Origin of the sequence: Campylobacter volucris (genome assembly GCF_008011665.1) — a bacterium.
GTDB classification, from domain to species: Bacteria; Campylobacterota; Campylobacteria; order Campylobacterales; family Campylobacteraceae; genus Campylobacter_D; species Campylobacter_D volucris_A.
In genome coordinates, this window is the sequence record NZ_VOWJ01000031.1 from 44,882 (window position 1) to 62,639 (window position 17,758).

The 17,758-nt window shown below is 28.0% G+C and carries 16 protein-coding genes; 14 read left to right on the plus strand and 2 right to left on the minus strand.

Features of this window, described 5'->3' with window-relative positions; genetic code table 11:
* Positions 1 to 61: 61 nt before the first annotated feature.
* The 14 genes from FPD38_RS06240 (at position 62) to FPD38_RS06305 (ending at position 16,078) form a co-directional block, all read left to right on the plus strand.
* The gene (locus tag FPD38_RS06240) at positions 62 to 1,027 is read left to right on the plus strand and encodes an RluA family pseudouridine synthase (RefSeq protein ID WP_147555865.1); all 966 of its coding nucleotides are present in this window, start codon (positions 62 to 64) and stop codon (positions 1,025 to 1,027) included.
* A complete protein-coding gene (locus tag FPD38_RS06245; RefSeq protein ID WP_147555866.1) occupies positions 981 to 2,192 on the plus strand; it encodes a fibronectin type III domain-containing protein in 1,212 nt (403 codons plus the stop codon). The genes FPD38_RS06240 and FPD38_RS06245 overlap by 47 nt, the downstream gene beginning before the upstream one ends.
* A complete protein-coding gene (trmB, locus tag FPD38_RS06250) occupies positions 2,192 to 3,382 on the plus strand; it encodes a tRNA (guanosine(46)-N7)-methyltransferase TrmB (protein ID WP_147555867.1) in 1,191 nt (396 codons plus the stop codon). Before FPD38_RS06245 ends, trmB begins: the two co-directional genes overlap by 1 nt.
* A 62-nt stretch (positions 3,383 to 3,444) precedes the next feature.
* The gene (locus tag FPD38_RS06255) at positions 3,445 to 4,101 is read left to right on the plus strand and encodes a cell division ATP-binding protein FtsE (RefSeq protein WP_039666255.1); all 657 of its coding nucleotides are present in this window, start codon (positions 3,445 to 3,447) and stop codon (positions 4,099 to 4,101) included.
* Positions 4,088 to 4,894: an ABC transporter permease gene (locus FPD38_RS06260; RefSeq protein WP_147555868.1), complete on the plus strand. Its 807-nt coding sequence runs from the start codon at positions 4,088 to 4,090 to the stop codon at positions 4,892 to 4,894. Before FPD38_RS06255 ends, FPD38_RS06260 begins: the two co-directional genes overlap by 14 nt.
* Positions 4,891 to 6,072 (plus strand): murein hydrolase activator EnvC family protein, encoded by a 1,182-nt coding sequence (locus tag FPD38_RS06265; protein ID WP_147555869.1) that lies wholly within the window; start codon positions 4,891 to 4,893, stop codon positions 6,070 to 6,072. Before FPD38_RS06260 ends, FPD38_RS06265 begins: the two co-directional genes overlap by 4 nt.
* Positions 6,073 to 6,129: 57 nt before the next feature.
* Positions 6,130 to 6,849 (plus strand): UMP kinase, encoded by a 720-nt coding sequence (pyrH, locus tag FPD38_RS06270; RefSeq protein ID WP_147555870.1) that lies wholly within the window; start codon positions 6,130 to 6,132, stop codon positions 6,847 to 6,849.
* 14 nt (positions 6,850 to 6,863) lie between these two features.
* On the plus strand, positions 6,864 to 7,082 hold the full coding sequence (locus tag FPD38_RS06275; protein ID WP_039665388.1) for a DNA-directed RNA polymerase subunit omega: 219 nt from the start codon (positions 6,864 to 6,866) through the stop codon (positions 7,080 to 7,082).
* Positions 7,066 to 9,252: a RelA/SpoT family protein gene (locus FPD38_RS06280; RefSeq protein ID WP_147555871.1), complete on the plus strand. Its 2,187-nt coding sequence runs from the start codon at positions 7,066 to 7,068 to the stop codon at positions 9,250 to 9,252. The genes FPD38_RS06275 and FPD38_RS06280 overlap by 17 nt, the downstream gene beginning before the upstream one ends.
* Positions 9,253 to 9,264: 12 nt before the next feature.
* The gene (gene tyrS, locus FPD38_RS06285) at positions 9,265 to 10,467 is read left to right on the plus strand and encodes a tyrosine--tRNA ligase (protein ID WP_147555872.1); all 1,203 of its coding nucleotides are present in this window, start codon (positions 9,265 to 9,267) and stop codon (positions 10,465 to 10,467) included.
* On the plus strand, positions 10,467 to 11,564 hold the full coding sequence (locus tag FPD38_RS06290) for a nitronate monooxygenase (RefSeq protein ID WP_147555873.1): 1,098 nt from the start codon (positions 10,467 to 10,469) through the stop codon (positions 11,562 to 11,564). The genes tyrS and FPD38_RS06290 overlap by 1 nt, the downstream gene beginning before the upstream one ends.
* Complete coding sequence (locus tag FPD38_RS06295; protein WP_410002935.1) at positions 11,548 to 13,362, plus strand: N-acetylmuramoyl-L-alanine amidase family protein; 1,815 nt, start codon at positions 11,548 to 11,550, stop codon at positions 13,360 to 13,362. Before FPD38_RS06290 ends, FPD38_RS06295 begins: the two co-directional genes overlap by 17 nt.
* Positions 13,359 to 15,197 (plus strand): bifunctional tRNA (5-methylaminomethyl-2-thiouridine)(34)-methyltransferase MnmC2/FAD-dependent 5-carboxymethylaminomethyl-2-thiouridine(34) oxidoreductase MnmC1, encoded by a 1,839-nt coding sequence (gene mnmC, locus FPD38_RS06300; protein ID WP_147555874.1) that lies wholly within the window; start codon positions 13,359 to 13,361, stop codon positions 15,195 to 15,197. The genes FPD38_RS06295 and mnmC overlap by 4 nt, the downstream gene beginning before the upstream one ends.
* Before the next feature lie 56 nt (positions 15,198 to 15,253).
* Positions 15,254 to 16,078: an inverse autotransporter beta domain-containing protein gene (locus tag FPD38_RS06305; RefSeq protein ID WP_147555875.1), complete on the plus strand. Its 825-nt coding sequence runs from the start codon at positions 15,254 to 15,256 to the stop codon at positions 16,076 to 16,078.
* Here the strand turns inward: FPD38_RS06305 and rseP are convergent.
* Both rseP and pgsA read right to left on the minus strand, forming a co-directional pair.
* Entirely contained in the window at positions 16,072 to 17,181 is a 1,110-nt protein-coding gene (rseP, locus tag FPD38_RS06310; RefSeq protein ID WP_147555876.1) for an RIP metalloprotease RseP, read from the minus strand. The genes FPD38_RS06305 and rseP overlap by 7 nt on opposite strands.
* On the minus strand, positions 17,178 to 17,717 hold the full coding sequence (gene pgsA / locus FPD38_RS06315) for a CDP-diacylglycerol--glycerol-3-phosphate 3-phosphatidyltransferase (RefSeq protein WP_147555877.1): 540 nt from the start codon (positions 17,715 to 17,717) through the stop codon (positions 17,178 to 17,180). The genes rseP and pgsA overlap by 4 nt, the downstream gene beginning before the upstream one ends.
* Between the last annotated feature and the right edge of the window lie 41 nt (positions 17,718 to 17,758).

Sequence of the window (17,758 nt, forward strand, 5' to 3'; positions counted from 1 at the left end):
ATGAAATATTTTGTAATTATATGTTAAAATTGCAAATTTTATTCTGAGGAAATACTAAAATATGCTTAAATTTTCATCACTTTTTGAAGAAAGACTTGACATTTTATTATCCAAAGTGCTAAATCAAAGTCGCTCACAAATTTCAAAAATAATTAAAGATAATTTAGTAAGTATAAATAACAAAAAGATTGATAAAAACTCTTACAAAGTCAAATGTAAAGATGAAATTTACATCAATCTTCCTCAAATTAAAACAATACACCAACAATACACTCCTAAATTTGATGTAGAGATTTTATATGAAGATGATGATATCTTGGTATTAAATAAAGGACCAAATATCGTAGTTCATGGTGCTAGTAGTGTGAAAGAAGCTACTTTGGTTGATTGGCTTTTGCTAAGAGGGTATGCATTATCAAATTTAAATGGAGAATATAGAGCAGGACTTGTACATAGATTAGATAAAGGCACAAGTGGTGCAATCGTAATAGCTAAAAATAATCAAGCTCATCAATTTTTAGCTCAGCAACTTTTAGATAAAAGTATGGGGAGAATTTATCTTGCTTTGTGTGATTTGCCATTAAAAGAAGATAAAATGTGCAATGAAAAAGCTATCATTAGATGTCCTAATAATAGATTAAAAAAAATTACAACAAAAAATATTTTAAATCCTCACGCAAAAAGCGCAAAGACTGAATTTTTAAATTTATTAAATTCTAGCAAATGCGCTTTAATTGGGGCAAAGTTATATACAGGCAGAACCCATCAAATTAGAGTGCATTTGGCTGATTTTAATCGTTATATTTTAGGAGATGATTTATATGGATATAAAGGAAAAATAAAGTATAATAGGGTAATGCTTCATGCATATTTGATATATTTTATACATCCAAAAACAAGAGAGCTTTTATTTATAAAAGCTCCGATATTTGATGATTTTAAGCAGATATTGAAAGAAAATTTCACCCAAGGAGAGATTGATGAAAAAATTTCACTTAGCCATCTTAAGTGCAGCTTTGGTTTTTAGCGCTTGTAGTACTATTGGTTCACCTAAAATAGCTCAAATTAACGAAGGTCTGCCAAAGATATCTAATATTAAAAGTATTTCAGATATTACTAGTATAGCGTTTGAATGGGAGCCTTTATATGATCAAAATATAGCAGGTTTTTATATCTATAGAGCAAGTTCAGTTAGTGCTCCAATGGAGCTCATAGCAAAAATAGATAATAAATTTCAAACCCATTATACTGATACTAATTTAGAGCCAAATACAAAATATTATTATTCTATGAAAACTTATAATGAACTTGGTCAAGTTTCGCCAGATGGAATGAATATAGAAGCTTATACAACTAGAGTAATTGATCCAGTTCCTTTCACTCAAGCTATAGTAGGCTTGCCAAATCGTGTAAAGATAGTATGGAGACCACATCCTGATCTTAGGGTAAATTCATATATTATTGAACGGGCTAATATGAAAGATATGAAATTTAAAGAACTTGCTAAGGTTAAAAATCGTTTAAGCGCTGAATATATCGATGATTCTTTAAAATCAGATGAGAGCTTTCAATATAGAATCATAGCTTTAACTTATGATGGTATCAAAAGTCCGCCAAGTAAAATAGTAGAATCTACCACAAAAGCTTTACCTCCTATGGTTGCAAATTTACAAGCTAGTAAAGATGCACCTAAAAAAATCATTTTAACTTGGGATAAAATTGATTATGCAGATTTTGCTTATTATAAAATATATTCAGGTTCTAATACTTTATTGCCTTTAAGTGTTGTGGCAAAAACTGCTGAAAATACCTACGAAGATGCAATCAATGGTGTAAGTGAAAAAAGATATTATAAGGTAAGCATGGTGGATAAAGATGGTTTAGAAAGTCCGTTGATGAGTGAGCCTGTTGAGGGTATTACTTTAGGTGCACCTTTGGCTCCAAATATAGTTTTGTGTGCTGTTGAAGATGATGGTATTAAAGTAGAATGGATAGATAATGACGATAGAGCACGAGAATACATAGTAAAAAGAACAGGCGGTGGAAGTAGTGCAGTATTTAAGGAGATTAAATCTAAGCAATTAAAAGATATCACAGCTTTACCAGGAAAAGTTTATAGCTATGAGGTCATAGCAATTGATGCCAATGGTATAGAATCAAAACCATCAAATAAATTTACAGCAGCTAAATAATGCCAAATTTTAAATGTCAAAGATTAAACGATATTCAATTCCCTTTTAAAAAAGATGGAGTTGAATTTTTATGGTCTGCTTATGGTGAAAATATACAATTAATTTTTACACGCATTGAGCAAGAAAAATTTTTTTTACAAATTAAACAAGATAAACAAAAAAAAGAATGGCTAATAAAAGGTGAAAAACATACTAAGCCTTCTCAGATTGGGTATTTACAAAAAGCTTTGATGGTATTTAAGCAAAATTTTGCCCAAGATATTTTAAATGAAGCAATTGCCTTAAAACATACAAGATTGGTGAAAAAAACTTCTTTAATTGCTAATTCTTTAAAAGAATTACTTGAACAAATTTACAATAAAGAAAAAATTTACATAGAAATAGGCTTTGGAAGTGGTAGGCATTTGCTTTATCAAGCTAAAAATAATCCTGATATTTTGATAATTGGGGTTGAAATTTATACTCCAGCGCTTGAGCAAGTTGCAAAATTAGCTTTAAGTCAAAATATCACAAATATATTATTGATTCAAACTGATGCTAGATTATTATTAAGTGTTTTAAAGTCTAATTTGATAGATAAAATTTTTCTTCATTTTCCAGTTCCTTGGGATAAAAAGCCACACAGAAGAGTTGTAGGAGAAAATTTTGTCAATGAATGTGCTAGGGTTTTGAAAAAAGATGGAAAATTCGAGCTTAGAACAGATAGTTTTTTATATTTTGATTTTACCTTAAATTCGTTTTTGCAATTGCCTTGCTTAAATGCTCTTGTTAAAAAGAATGAAAATTTAGAAATTTCAAGTAAATATGAAGATCGTTGGAAAAAACAAAATAAAGATATATATGATTTAATTATTAGTGGATTTGATGAAAGTAAAGAGCTAAATTCTTTTGAAAAATTTGCCATAGAGGATATGAGTTTTAATCAAGAAGAATTAATACAAATTGAGCGCAAATTTAAAAATGAAGTATTTAAGGGTAAAGATTATTTTTTGCATCTTGAAAATATTTATAAAATCAAAGATGGAAATATCATTAAAATAGCATTTGGAGCGTTTTATAAGCCTGAGCATATTTATATAAAATTAGATTTAAATGGGGTAGAATTTATGTTTGGAAAACCATTTAAAACAAAGGAAAATTCAAAAGCCATGGAAAAATTAAGAGAAATTTTATGTTTTTATAAAAATTAAATATTTTGTTTATGAAAATTGTTTATTATTTGAAAAATTGATTTTTTAAGGAAAATATAGTGATGATAGAAGCTAAAAAGCTTTGTCTTGGTTATGATGAGCTTGTTATAGAAAATGCTAGTTTTTCGCTAAAAGATAATGATTTTGTTTTTATTACAGGCAAAAGCGGTAGTGGAAAATCAACCTTACTCAAATCTTTTTATGGGGATTTGGAGCCAATTGGTGGAAGTTTAAAAGTATGTGGTAGTGATTTGATAGATATTTCTAATGCACAGCTTTTGCAATTTAGACAAAAAATAGGGATTATTTTTCAAGATTATCGCTTGATTCAAGAATTTAGTGTAGAAAAAAATGTAATGCTACCTTTAATGATTAAAGGTTATAGTAAAAATATATGTAAAGAACAAGCTGCTAAACTTTTAAAACATGTAAATTTAACCTTTAAAGCCGATAAAAAACCAGCTCAACTTTCAGGAGGAGAACAACAACGAGTTGCTATGGCAAGAGCTTTAGCGCATAATCCAAAACTTCTTTTGTGTGATGAGCCAACAGGAAACTTGGATGAATACTCTTCTGATATTATATGGACTTTGTTAAAATCAGCAAGAGAATTACTTGGAACTTGTGTAGTAGTAGTTACACATAGAATTCCTACAAATTTAAGACTTGATTATCGTCGTTTTAATATAGAAAATGGGAGAATGAATGAAATCGCTTAAAAATCATCTTTCTTTGATTTTTGCCTTAATGGTTATGATGTTTGCTTTTGAGTTTTTAATTATTACCAATAAAACTATAGAATATTATGAGAACTTATTAAATAAAGATTACAACATCATCTTAGTTTCTAAGACATCTTTGGATCAAAAGTCTATACAAGGACAAGTTGAATATTTTAAATCTATAGATATTTTAGATCCAAATTTAATGCTTGATAGGCTTAAAAATGATATTTCTTCAAAAAATTTAGAAGTTTTAAAATCTACTTTACCTAAATTTTATACTTTAAAACTTAGTAAATTATTATCTAATGATGAGCTTGATTCTTTAAAAAATAAACTTTTGCAAAATTCTAATATAGTCAAAGTAGAAACTTTTGCAAAAACTCATACGAAAATTTATAAGTTACTTGTTTTGGTTAAATTTTTACTTTGGTTTTTCTTGTTTATTATTATTTTATTAAGCTTTGTGTTGTTATTAAAACAAATGAAAATTTGGCTTTTTGAGCATACTCAAAGAGTGGAAATTATGTGTTTGTTTGGAGCTCCTTTTTGGTTTAGATCTTTTATGCTTTATAAGATAGTTTTGATTGATTGTTTTGTAGCATTTTTGTTTTTAGTTGTATTTTTTACTCAAGTATACGATCTTGAATCAATCAAATTAGCTTTGCAAGGAGTAGATATAAGTCTTCCTAAAATAAATATTTTTTCACATCTGGCTTTAATTTTTATAATAATGCTTGCAGTATGCTTTTTGTGTGTTAATTTTGTAATGTTTAAGGTTAGAAAATGAAAAAATGCTTTTTGCTTTTTTGTGTTTTTATTTCTTTAGGATTTTCTAATGAAATTGAACAAAAACAAAAAGACATTAAAGAAAATGAAAGAATTGTTAAACAACTTTCAAAAAAACTTGAAGATTTAGCAAGTGAAATTTTAGATAATGAAAAAAATCTAAAAAAAATTGCCTCAGAAATTAGTGTTTTAAATAATAAAACTTCAAAATTAGAAAGTTCTGTAAAAATTCAAATTAAAGCTTTAGAGCAATTAAATAATCAAAATAAAGATTTGTTAAAAAATAAAAATACTATCGAGGGTAAATTGATTGATTTAATAGCCAAAGATTTTGCCTATGATTTGGCTATTCCACAAAATTATATAGAGAGTGAAGATAGCATTATAGCTTTAGAAGTGGTAAGCAATTTAGATAAAATTTTTAATGAAGAATTTCGTAAAATTTCAAAAGATTATGAAGATATCACTAAAAAAATAGAGGAAAAACAAAATCAAATTTCTATTATTAATGCAAATTTAAAAGAATATAAAATTCAGATTGATGAGCTTAAAAATTTAAGAAAAAAACAAGAAATGGAGATTGCAAAGCAAAAGACTGATAAAGAAATTTATACGCGAAAATTATCATCTTTGCAAGAACAACAACAAGAATTAAGAAAAACTTTAAGCCAATTAAAAATCATTAAAGAAAAAGAAGATGAAAAAAAAATAGCTCAAAAACAAGAAAAAAATGAATCTAAGGATAACTCTAAACAACAAATCGGTATGAGCTTTCAAACGAGTAATGTTAAGCGTTATATTGGTGAAAAAACCATTGCTCCTTTAGATTCTTACAGTGTTAAACAAAAATTTGGAAACTATATTGATCCTATATATAATATAAAAATTTACAATGAAAATGTGGTATTAAAAAGTACCACTCCAGATGCAGCAGTAAAAAATGTTTTAGATGGTAAAGTGGTTTTTGCAAAAGCTACACCGACTTTAAAAAAAGTTGTGATTATAGAAAATAAAGATGGAATTCATACAATTTATGCACATTTGGATAAAATTGCACCAGGGGTTAAAGTAGGAAGAAATATAAAAAAAGGGTATATTATCGGAAGAGTAGAGAGTGACTTAACTTTTGAAGTAACTCAAAAAAATTATCACATAAATCCTTTAGAAATGATTAGGTAAATTAGCTTTTTTTAATCCGATTTTTGATATAGTTTGGCATTTAAAGGAGAAAATTTTATGAATCATAAAAAGAAAAGAGTTTTAGTTAAATTTTCTGGAGAAGCTTTAGCTGGTGAAAATGGATTTGGCATTGAAAATTCTATTTTAAAATATATAGCTTCTGAAATTAAAAGTTTAGTGAATGAAGGAGTTGAAGTAGGTATAGTAATTGGTGGTGGAAATATCATAAGAGGAGTTTCTGCTGCAAGAGATGGGCTTATAAAAAGAACTAGTGGCGATCATATGGGTATGCTTGCTACGGTAATTAATTCTATAGCTATGCAAGAAGCTCTAGAAAGTGCTGGCTTGGGTGTAAGAGTGCAAAGCGCTATACAAATGGAGGCTTTTTGCGAAACATATATTATGAGAAGAGCCCACAGACATTTGGAAAAAGGCCGTATAGTGATCTTTGCTTGTGGGACAGGAAATCCTTATTTTACAACTGATACAGCAGCTACTTTAAGGGCTGTTGAAATTCAAGCTGATATGATTATTAAAGCTACGAAAGTAGATGGAATTTTTGACAAAGACCCAAACCAATTTAATGATGCTAAAATGCTCAATGAATTAAGCTATGAAAGAGCTTTACATGATAATATAAAAGTTATGGATGATACTGCTATAGCTTTAGCAAAAGATAATGCTCTGCCTATTATAGTGTGTAATATGTTTAAAGAAGGGAATTTGCTTAAAATTCTTAAAGGTGATATGAGCTCATGCTCTATTGTTAAAAATTAATATAAAGGAAAAAAATGAGAGTGGAACAAATAGCTGCTCAAGCACTTAAAAAAATGAAAGATGATAGATACAAACTAGCACTAGTCGTAGCAAAAAGAGCTGAGGAATTAGCTAATGGCGCAGAAGCTTTAGTAAATTTAGATAAAAATAAATACAAATATACAGATATTGCTTTATATGAAATAGCTGAAGATAAAATTGCTTTAGAGGGTTTTATTGAAACTAGTAAATGATGAGTTATTACTAGATAAACTTATTGAAGATATAAAAAATTGTAAAGATTTGCAAAAAGCTAGAGATGTTTTGTTTTTGGTTTTTCCAAAAACTCGAGCTTTAGAGCAAGCTGTTGATTTTTGCATACAAAAACACGAAGGTCAATTTAGAAAAAGCGGAGAACCTTATGCGGTTCATCCTATATTAGTAGCTTCTTTGGTAGCTTTTTTAAGTCCAGTTGAATCTATGATTATTGCTGCTTTATTGCATGATGTGTTAGAAGATACTAAGTGTGATGAAAATGAATTAAGAACTTATTTTGGTGAAGAAGTTACTAAGTTAGTCCAAGGTTTAACAAAAATTGTTAGTATAAGGGAAGATCATCTTATACAATCAGGATCTAATGAAAAACTTGCAAAATCCGCTTTAACTTTTAGAAACATGCTTTTAGTTGGTGTTGAAGATGTAAGTGTTTTAGTAATTAAACTTTGTGATAGATTACATAATATGCTTACATTAAATTATTTACGAGAAGACAAGCAAAAAAGAATCAGCGAAGAAACTTTAGTGGTTTATGCACCTATTGCTCATAGGCTTGGAATTTCAAGTATAAAAAATTTACTTGAAGATTTAAGTTTTAAATTTTTATTACCAGAAGAATTTACACAAATTGACAACTATATCAACTCAAAAGATCAGCAAATTCAGTTAGGTTTCAATGAGTTTATTTCTAAAATCGAAATGTTGTTTTTAGAAAATGGTTTTAGACAAGGTAGTTTTATAATCCATAAAAGAATTAAGCATAATTATTCTATTTATCTTAAAATGCAAAGAAAAGGTGTTAGGCTTGAAGAAGTGCTAGATCTTTTAGGGGTGAGAATTTTAGTAGAAAAGGTGTATGATTGTTATTTGGCTCTAGGAATTTTACACACTCATTTTAATCCATTGATTTCAAGATTTAAAGATTATATTGCATTGCCAAAACAAAATGGATATCAAACTTTACACACAACACTTTTTGATGCAAAAAATATTATTGAAGCTCAAATTCGCACTTTTGATATGCATAAAACTGCTGAATTTGGTGTAGCAGCACACTGGAAATATAAAGAAGGTAATATCGCCACTCCAAATTTGGATTGGCTTGCTGATATTTCTATGCATGGTAAAGAAAATGAAGATGTTCAAAATTTTGATGCTATAGAACTTTATGAGTATGCTAAAGATAGTTTATATATAGAAGATATTGCAGTTTATTCTCCAAAGGGTGAAATTTTTACCCTTCCAAGAGGAGCAACTGCACTTGATTTTGCTTATGAGGTTCATACAAAAGTGGGACTTCATGCTAAAAGTGCATTTGTAAATCGCGTGAGGGTTCCACTTTTAACAGTGCTTAAAAATGGTGATATTGTTAGTATTGAAACATCTGAAGAAGAATTTTATCGATGTTCGTGGATTGATAGCGTTAAAACAGGTAAGGCAAGAGCTAGTATTAGAGATTTTTGCAAACAAAAGAAAAAAGAACTTAATCATAAAATCGCTATCAATCTTCTTTCTACGGTTTTTGATGAAAAAGCAAGTATTATAGAAGAGTGGCTTCAAAAGGAAAAATTTAGTAAAAAATTAAGACAAATTGCTTTAGATTTTAATTATTTTAAAGAAGTAATTGTATGTCTTAAAAAATACGCAAATCACAATCAAGCTTGTAAATTTGAGCAAAAAAAGCAAAAATTTGAAAGCATTGTGATTGGGTCAAATTATAAAATGACGACGATTAATTTTGATTATTGTTGTAGACCAAAAAGAGGCGATGAAATCATTGCTTTTAGACAAGCTAATGGAGCTATAATCCATCATAAATTATGCGAACAAGCTATGAAAATGATTGAAGAAAATAAAGAAATGGTGTTTGTATTTTGGAATGATAGTTTAATTAAAAGTTATAAGATTATTGTTTCTATTGAAAATAAAAAAGGTTCTTTAGCTGAATTTTTGACTACTTTGGCTAAAATGCAAGTAAATCTTTTAAATATTAATTCAGCCGATTCAGAACCTGTTTTAACTAATTATTTTGAAATTCAGGTTGAATTTTTAAGTAATATTGATGTAGAAAGTGTAAAAGAAAGATTAAAAGCTAGATATAAAATTTTAGATTTTATATCTTTAAATGATGCATATAATAATCACTAAAAAAGGTTTTTTATGAATTTTAATGAAATTTTACAAGAAGTGAAAAGAGGTGTAGCAGAAATTATTGATGAGGAAAAACTTTCACAATTGATAAAAAAATATTACGAAAAGGGTGAAAATTTTTTCATTAAAGCAGGGTTTGATCCTACGGCTGCAGATTTGCATTTAGGTCATACTGTTGTATTAAGCAAGATGGCATTTTTACAAAAGCATGGAGCAATTGTGCAATTTTTAATAGGCGATTTTACAGCCCAAATAGGAGATCCTACGGGTAAAAGCGTAACAAGAAAAAAGCTTAACAAAGAAGAAGTTTTAAAAAATGCAAAGACTTACGAAGAGCAAGTTTTTAAAATTTTAGATCCAAATAAAACACAAATTCATTTTAACTCTAAATGGTTAAATGAGCTTGGAGCTGCTGGCATAGTGGAACTAACTTCAGCTTTTAGTGTAGCTAGAATGCTTGAAAGAGATGATTTTACTAAGCGTTTTAAAGAACAAAGTCCGATTTCAATTTGTGAATTTTTATATCCTTTGTTGCAAGGATATGATAGTGTTGTTTTAAAAAGCGATATTGAAATGGGTGGAACGGATCAAAAATTTAATCTTTTAATGGGGAGACAGCTACAAAGAACCTATAATATTTCTAAAGAACAAGCTGTGATTATGATGCCATTATTGGAAGGATTAGATGGTGTTAATAAAATGAGTAAAAGCTTGGGCAATTATATTGGTGTTACAGAAGAAGCTAAAGATATGTATGCTAAAATTTTAAGCATTAGCGATGAGTTGATGTTTAGATATTATGAGCTTTTAAGTCAAAAAAGTTTAAATGAGATTGAACAAATAAAAATAGACATTAACGAAGGAAAATTACATCCTAAAAAAGCTAAAGAAAATTTAGCTTTAGAAATTACTATTCGTTTTCATAACCAAAACGATGCTTTAAATGCAAAAGAAGAATTTGATAAAATTCATAGCAACAAAGAATTACCAAGCAATATGCAAGAATTTGCTTTGCAAGGTAAAATTTGGCTAGCAAAGGCAATAGTAGAATGTCAAATGGAAAATTCTACTTCTGCTGCTAGAAGATTGATCAATTCTAACGCAGTAAGTATTAATGGACAAAAGATACAAGATGAGCAATGTCATTTAGAACAAGGTGAGTATATATTACAAGTTGGAAAAAGAAAATTTGCTAAGATAAAGGTGGTATAATGAGTTTTAAAGCTCTAAAAATTGGAAAACATGAAATAAAATATCCTATTTTCCAAGGTGGAATGGGACTAGGAATAAGTTGGGATAGACTGGCTTCAGCAGTTTCTTTAAATGGCGGTTTAGGGATCATATCTTCAGTTGGAACTGGATATTATGAAAATAGAACACATATTAGTAAAGAATTAAATGCAAAACCTTATGGCAGTGATAATTTTTATTCTAAAGAAGGCTTAAAAGCTTTAATTGATAATGCTAGAAAAGTATGTGCAGATGCACCTTTGGGGTGTAATATTTTATATGCGAGTAATAATTATGCTCAAATTGCTAGAAATGCTTGTGAGCTTGGTTTTAATGTGATAGTTTCTGGAGCAGGACTTCCTACAAATTTACCTGAATTTACGCAAGATTATCCTGATGTGGCTTTAGTGCCTATAGTATCTTCAGCTAAGGCTTTAAAAATTATCTGTAAAAGATGGCAAAGTAGATATAATCGTTTGCCTGATGCTGTTGTGGTTGAGGGTCCAAAAAGTGGAGGTCATCAAGGTTTTACATATGAACAATGTTTAATGGAGGAATATCAATTAGAAAATGTTGTGCCTCAAGTTGCAGCTGAGATAAAAAATTGGGGTGATATTCCTTTGATTGCAGCAGGTGGAATTTGGGATAAAAAAGATATAGAAAAAATGATGTCTTTAGGAGCAAGTGGAGTTCAAATGGGAACTAGATTTTTAGGGACTTTTGAGTGCGATGCGAGTGATGAATTTAAGCAAGTTTTGCTAGATTGTAAAGAAGAAGATATAGAACTTTTAAAATCTCCTGTGGGGTATCCTGCAAGAGGTGTGAGAACTAATCTTTTAAATTTAGTAGATAAAAGAATGGGACCAAAGATTAATTGTATTAGTAATTGTGTTGCGCCTTGTGGTAGAGGAAAAGAGGCTACTAAAGTGGGTTATTGTATAGCAGATAGATTATATGATGCTTGGAGTGGTAAAAAAGAAACTGGATTATTTTTTACTGGTGCAAATGGCTATAAATTAGATAAATTAATTAGTGTAGAAGAATTGATGAAAAAATTAGTTCATGGCGAAGATGCTTAAGATATTTTTAGTTTTAATACTATTTTTTTTAAATGTATTTGCAAATACTGAAGTTAAAAAATTTGATCAAGTTTTTTTAACTTCTAATCCTGAAGAAAAACTGCAATTCCATCAGCAATTAAAATCTTTATATATACAAAGTGTTATTAATGACAATGAAGAAGAAAAAAAAGAAATTTTAAAGCGTTTGATTATTAGTTCTAATTTTTTAGGATTTGATGATAAAGCTTATGTGCAAGAGCTAATAGATGGTGGCGTAAAAGAGGATGAAATTTTAAAATTAAAAAATGCATTAAGTGTTATTAAAGATCAAAAGGTTAAAAAACACGAAAATATCACCTCTAGACTAAACACACAAGATAAAAAAGAAGATAAAAACTTACCTCAAGCAGAGCTTTTTATTTTAGAGATGAAAAAAATAGATAATGGAGTTTTGTTAAATTTAAATAGAAAAATCAACCAAAAAGATATTAAAAATTTCACATTAAAAGGTGAAAATTTTCGCTATGTTGCTGATTTTGACGGTGTGCTAAAAGGACCTAAACAAAATTTTAAATTTAAAGAATTCGATATTATAGTTTCTCAATTTAATCCTCAAACAATGCGTTTAGTTTTAACATCTAAAAAAGAATTAAAAGCAAAAATAGAACTAAATGATAATACTCTTTTTATGGGAATTGATGAAGAAAAAAAAGAAAAAACACAAGCGTTATTACCAAAAGATACTGATGACAAAAAGGTAGTTGCAAAAGAAAAAGAAGATCCTTTATATGTTTTAAAATCAAGTAAAGATAAAAATGGTGTTAATTTAAAATTAGATAACGATATAGATTTAGATGATATTAAAATAAATTCTTTCAAAGATGGTAAAGTATATCGATCCATTGTTAGTTTTGAGGCAATTTTAGAAGGTGATAGAAAAAAATTTGATATTAATAATAACCAATCCATCACTCTTGTTCAATATGATAAAAAAACCATACGAGTAGTGCTTACTTCATCTAAAGAGTTTAAAACTAACTTAGATTTAGATGATGATGAGTTGTTTATAGGATTTACAAAAAATACAGCTGTCAAAAAAAAATCTAATCCATCAGCAAAAAAAACTATTAAAAAATCAGGAAAAGTGATAGTTATAGATGCAGGTCATGGAGGTAAAGATCCTGGAACTTTAGGTGATAGAGGTGTTAAGGAAAAAGATGTTGTTTTAAGTGTAGCTTTAAAACTTGGCAATGAGCTTAAAAAAAGAGGGTATAAAATTTACTATACTAGAAGCACAGATAAATTTATCAATTTAAGAGATAGAACTTCCATGGCAAATGATAAAATGGCAGATTTGTTTATCTCAATTCATGCTAATGCAGCTCCAAACAAACAAAGAGCTAAAACTTTACAAGGTATAGAAACTTTCTTTTTATCTCCCGCAAGAAGTGAGAGAAGTAAAAAAGCAGCAGAATTAGAAAATCAATCAGATTTTGAGGAAATGAATTATTTTTCAAAACAAACTTTTTTAAATTTTTTAAATCGTGAAAAAATTGTAGCTTCAAACAAACTTGCTATTGATGTTCAAAAAAGTATTTTAAGTAATGTTAGAAAAAAATACAAAGTTGTTGATGGTGGCGTTAGAGAAGCTCCTTTTTGGGTTTTAGTTGGAGCACAAATGCCAGCAATTTTGATAGAAATAGGCTATATAAGCCATCCAAGTGAAAGAACAAGACTTGTAGATAGGAATTTTCAAGATCTTTTAGCTATTGGTATAGCCAATGGAATTGAGAGTTATTTTTATAAAAATCAATGAAACAAGCTAATATCATTATAAAAGAAAATTCTCCTTTTTCTTTAGATTTCCAAGATTATTATTTTAATTCTAATGATGGATTGAGTGAGAGTAAATTTATTTATACTCAAGCTTTTGAATTTAATACAGATCAAATTATAATCTCAGAATTAGGATTTGGCATAGGTTTAAATTTTTTTCTTACTTTGCGTCGTTTTTTAGAGCAAAAACAAATAAATCAAAAACTTTTTTATGTAAGTTTTGAAAATTTTTACATAGAAAAAGAAAAATTAAGACAAATTTATAAAATTTTAGGTTTTTATGAAGAATTTAAAATTGAACTGGAACAATTTTTAGCTTATTATCCACCTTGTAAGGATGGAATTTATAGGTTTTATTTTGATGGATGTTTTTTAGATTTAGTTTTTGGTCAAGCTAATGAAAAATTAAAACAAATGAATTTTAAAGCAGATATTTGGTATCTAGACGGTTTTGCACCTTCTAAAAATCAAGATATGTTTGATGAAACTATTATGCAATATGTAGCAAAGAATTCTAAAATTGGAGCAAAAATTTTGACTTTTTCAGCTGCTAGTTTGCTAAAAAAATCTTTAGAAAAATATAATTTTATTGTTACAAAAATCAAAGGATTTAAAAAAAGAGAGATGATTCAAGCTATTTTTGATGGTTATGAATTTGATGATATACAGGCTTATTTTAACACTCCTTCTTTGGATAAAAAAGTAAAAAAAATTGCGATTATAGGTGCTGGCATAGCCGGAGCAAGTTTAGCTTATGAATTGGGCTTGAGAAACTGCGAAGTGGATGTTTTTGAAAAAGAAGATGATATAGCAAAAGGAGCCTCTGGAAATATTAATGGTATTTTAAGCTCTTTAGTTTTAAAACCAAATGTTTTACTAGGAGATTTTTCTCAATATGCTTTTATAGAAGCTAGTAGGTTTTATCAACAAACTTTAAAATTAATACCTAATGGAGTTTATGAATTTGCTCATAATGATTTAATGCAAAAAAGATTTGATTCTCAAAAAGATAATGTTTTATTTCATATAGAAAATAATAAAGCATTTTTAAAAGATGGTACGTGTATTGAGCCTAAAGAAGTGGTAAAGAAGCTATTTGAAAAAAGTAATGCCAGAATTTTTTTAAATTATGAATTTGTTGATTATATTTATGAAAATGATCGATTTGTCTTAAATTTTAAAAATACTCCAAGTCAAACTCAATATGATGTTTTAATTTATGCCCAAGGAGCTGATGTTAAAGATTTTATTAACTATTCTCATATTAGTTTAAGCAAGGTAAGAGGTCAATGTACCCATTTAAAACCCTTTTTTAATATACCTTATGCACTTTCATCAAAAGCTTATATTTGTCCTGTTAATACAAGGTTGGATATGCAGCTAATTGGTGCAAGTTATGATAGGTTAAATCAAAATTCACAAAGTCAAATAGAAGATGATATGCAAAATTTAAACAATATCAAAGAATTTTTAAATTTTAAAGATGATTTAAAAATCATAGGATCTAAGGTAGGTTTTAGATCTTATTCAAGTGATAGATTTGCTATTGTGGGGCAAGCTTATGATGAACAATTTTATAAAAAACACTATCAAGCTTTATTATGGCAAAAAAATAAAAAACAAATTCAGCCTAATGCTTTTGTACCATTATTTTTTTCCATAGCTCATGGTTCAAGAGCATTTGCGAGTTCAATTATTGCTTCTAGAGTGATTTGTTCTTTAATTTTTAATGAACCTAGAATAGAAAAAGATTTTTTATATGCTTTACATCCTGCTAGATTTTTAATTAGAAAGCTAAAAAAAGGTTTAAGATAAAACAATATTAATTTTAAAATATTATATTATAAAAAATATTTTAATAATGGTGAAAAATGAAGAAAATATTAGCTTGTTGTGTGATGTTTGGCATGTCTTTTGGTACAAATTTGGAAGATAGTTTAAATGTAGATGAGAATATAAGTTTAGAAAAAGAAAATAAAGAGATTTCAAAACAAGTTTTTTTTCAAAAACCTAAAGAATATAAACAAGAAACAACAGATTTGGGCACTTTTGCTTCAAAATCTTTAGGAAATGTTTTAAATTTAAGTTCTAATGATACAACCGAGTCTAATGTGGATTATAATGCTTTGAATATAAGCATTAAAAGTATTAATACTTTGTTAGATTATGAAAATTCGACTTTATTATTGGAAAAACAAGCAAGATTTAGCCAAGATGAGCATGCTTATTCTTTAGGGCTTATTAATCGTTATGATTTTGATCAATTTAAATTAGGTTTTAATGCTTTTAATGATCAATATAGCGAAGCTAAAGCAAAAAAAAGTTTTGGAACAGAAGTGCAATTTAGTGATTTTTTTAAAGCTTATGCAAATCGTTATGATGTACAAGAAAGCAATAGTAATGATAGCACAGAACTTGGTGTTGTCATTGATGTACCTTATTTTAAAATAGTAAATATCAATACAAATATAAAAGAAACTCAAAAACAATATAATATTACTTACTCTCCTTTTTCTTTGTTAGATTTGTCTTTAAATTATCAAGATGAGCAAATAGCAAAAGATCAAACTTCAATGTGGGTAAAGATTAAACTAAGCTATGAGCAAAATTTAATTAAACAGCTTTATCAAGGATGGTATCAAAAAAGCAATATTGCTGATTTTAAAAGATACGGTTTTGCTACTAGAACTTATTGATTATTCATAAAACGCATAATATCGTTATAGGTAACAAATACCATCAATGTTAAAAGTAAAGCCATTCCAAAATAATTAAGATATTCAAAATATACTTTTGGAACTTCTTTTTTGAAAATTAACTCATAAAGATTAAAAAATATATGTCCACCATCTAAGGCTGGAATAGGTAATAAATTTAACACTCCAAGATTGATAGAGATTAAAGCTGTAATTAAAAATAACACAACTAACCCACTATTAGCTGCTTTAGAAGTTACATCTACCATGGTGATAATTCCACCCATGTTTTTAGCGTCTAATTCACCACTAATAATCTTTGCTAAACCTTTAAATATAAGCAAAGATGCTTCTAAGCTTTCATTAAAAGCATATGAAATACTAGAAATTCCTTGATGGTAAATGGTTATAAATTCGTTTTTTGGTGCTATGCCTATTAGTGGCTTTTGGATTTTTTGATAAAACTCATTATATCCTTGAGCAATTTGCGGTGTTAGTTTGATATTTATAGGTTCTTTATTTCTTTCTATGACTAGTGATATTTCTTTTGTATAAACTAATTTGGATATTTGTTCAAAATTTGTAATTTTTACACCATCAATAGAAATGATTTTATCTCCAACTTGTAAATTTGCTTTACTAGCCGCTGAATCTGGAGCAATATTTCCTATGATAGGAGCTAATTTTTGCACACCAAGAAAAGCTACAATAATGTATAAGAAAAAAGCTAAGATGAAATTAAAAAAAGGTCCTGCAAATAATATATATATTTTTTTTAAAGGACTAAGGGTTGTATAGCTGTTTTGCTCATATTTTTTTTGGCTTGGATTTAAATCATCTTGACCCTTGAGTTTTACATATCCACCAAAAGGAAGAGCTGATAAGCGATATTGCGTATTTTTATAGGTTTTGGAAAAAATAGTCTTGCCAAAACCTATGCTAAAAATTTCTACATCAACTTTCATATGTTTAGCAGCTAAAAAATGCCCTAATTCGTGAAAAAAAATCAAAAAAGATATAATAAAAAGTGTGATTAAAAAATTAAAAGAATAAAATTTAAAACCAATTGCTAAAATAATAAATAAAAACAAATACGATTTCAAAATTTGTCCTTTTTTTGGTTATGTTTATAATAGGCTAATATATATTCAAAACCAGAATAAAGTGTCAATAAAAGTGCTATAAAAAGTAATATATTTGCAAATTGCCATTGCATGGTTAAAAATATTATAGCTATGATTTGAAAAGCGGTTTTGACTTTACCAGCAAAAGAAGCACTTACATCAAATTGCTCGCTTATCATAATTACCCTAAATCCTGTGATAAAAAATTCTCTTACCAAAATAATATAAATCATCCAAGGATCGGCTCTTTGGGTTAATAATAATCCTAAAAAAGCAGCTAGCATTAACATTTTATCAGCAAGTGGATCTATAATAGAACCAAATTTAGTTGTTTGATCCCACATTCTTGCTATATACCCATCAAAAAAATCAGTCAAAGCGGCAATGCTAAATAACACACAGGCAAAATAATTTATCCAAGTTTGATGGATATTTTCAAATTTTGTGATGAGTAAAAAAAATAAAAGCGGTGCAAGTAGTATTCTTACAATAGCTAGAATGTTAGGTAAATTCATTAATTTTATAACCTTTTTTAAAGTCCTTTGATAAGAAAAGG

Excerpts from the sequence above, each read along its gene's own strand:
- FPD38_RS06240 (WP_147555865.1), top strand. The coding sequence starts at position 62 with ATGCTTAAATTTTCATCACTTTTTGAAGAAAGACTTGACATTTTATTA.
- FPD38_RS06245 (WP_147555866.1), top strand. The coding sequence starts at position 981 with ATGAAAAAATTTCACTTAGCCATCTTAAGTGCAGCTTTGGTTTTTAGC.
- trmB (WP_147555867.1), top strand. The coding sequence starts at position 2,192 with ATGCCAAATTTTAAATGTCAAAGATTAAACGATATTCAATTCCCTTTT.
- FPD38_RS06255 (WP_039666255.1), top strand. The coding sequence starts at position 3,445 with ATGATAGAAGCTAAAAAGCTTTGTCTTGGTTATGATGAGCTTGTTATA.
- FPD38_RS06260 (WP_147555868.1), top strand. The coding sequence starts at position 4,088 with ATGAAATCGCTTAAAAATCATCTTTCTTTGATTTTTGCCTTAATGGTT.
- FPD38_RS06265 (WP_147555869.1), top strand. The coding sequence starts at position 4,891 with ATGAAAAAATGCTTTTTGCTTTTTTGTGTTTTTATTTCTTTAGGATTT.
- pyrH (WP_147555870.1), top strand. The coding sequence starts at position 6,130 with ATGAATCATAAAAAGAAAAGAGTTTTAGTTAAATTTTCTGGAGAAGCT.
- FPD38_RS06275 (WP_039665388.1), top strand. The coding sequence starts at position 6,864 with ATGAGAGTGGAACAAATAGCTGCTCAAGCACTTAAAAAAATGAAAGAT.
- tyrS (WP_147555872.1), top strand. The coding sequence starts at position 9,265 with ATGAATTTTAATGAAATTTTACAAGAAGTGAAAAGAGGTGTAGCAGAA.
- FPD38_RS06290 (WP_147555873.1), top strand. The coding sequence starts at position 10,467 with ATGAGTTTTAAAGCTCTAAAAATTGGAAAACATGAAATAAAATATCCT.
- FPD38_RS06295 (WP_410002935.1), top strand. The coding sequence starts at position 11,548 with ATGGCGAAGATGCTTAAGATATTTTTAGTTTTAATACTATTTTTTTTA.
- mnmC (WP_147555874.1), top strand. The coding sequence starts at position 13,359 with ATGAAACAAGCTAATATCATTATAAAAGAAAATTCTCCTTTTTCTTTA.
- FPD38_RS06305 (WP_147555875.1), top strand. The coding sequence starts at position 15,254 with ATGAAGAAAATATTAGCTTGTTGTGTGATGTTTGGCATGTCTTTTGGT.
- pgsA (WP_147555877.1), bottom strand. The coding sequence starts at position 17,717 with ATGAATTTACCTAACATTCTAGCTATTGTAAGAATACTACTTGCACCG.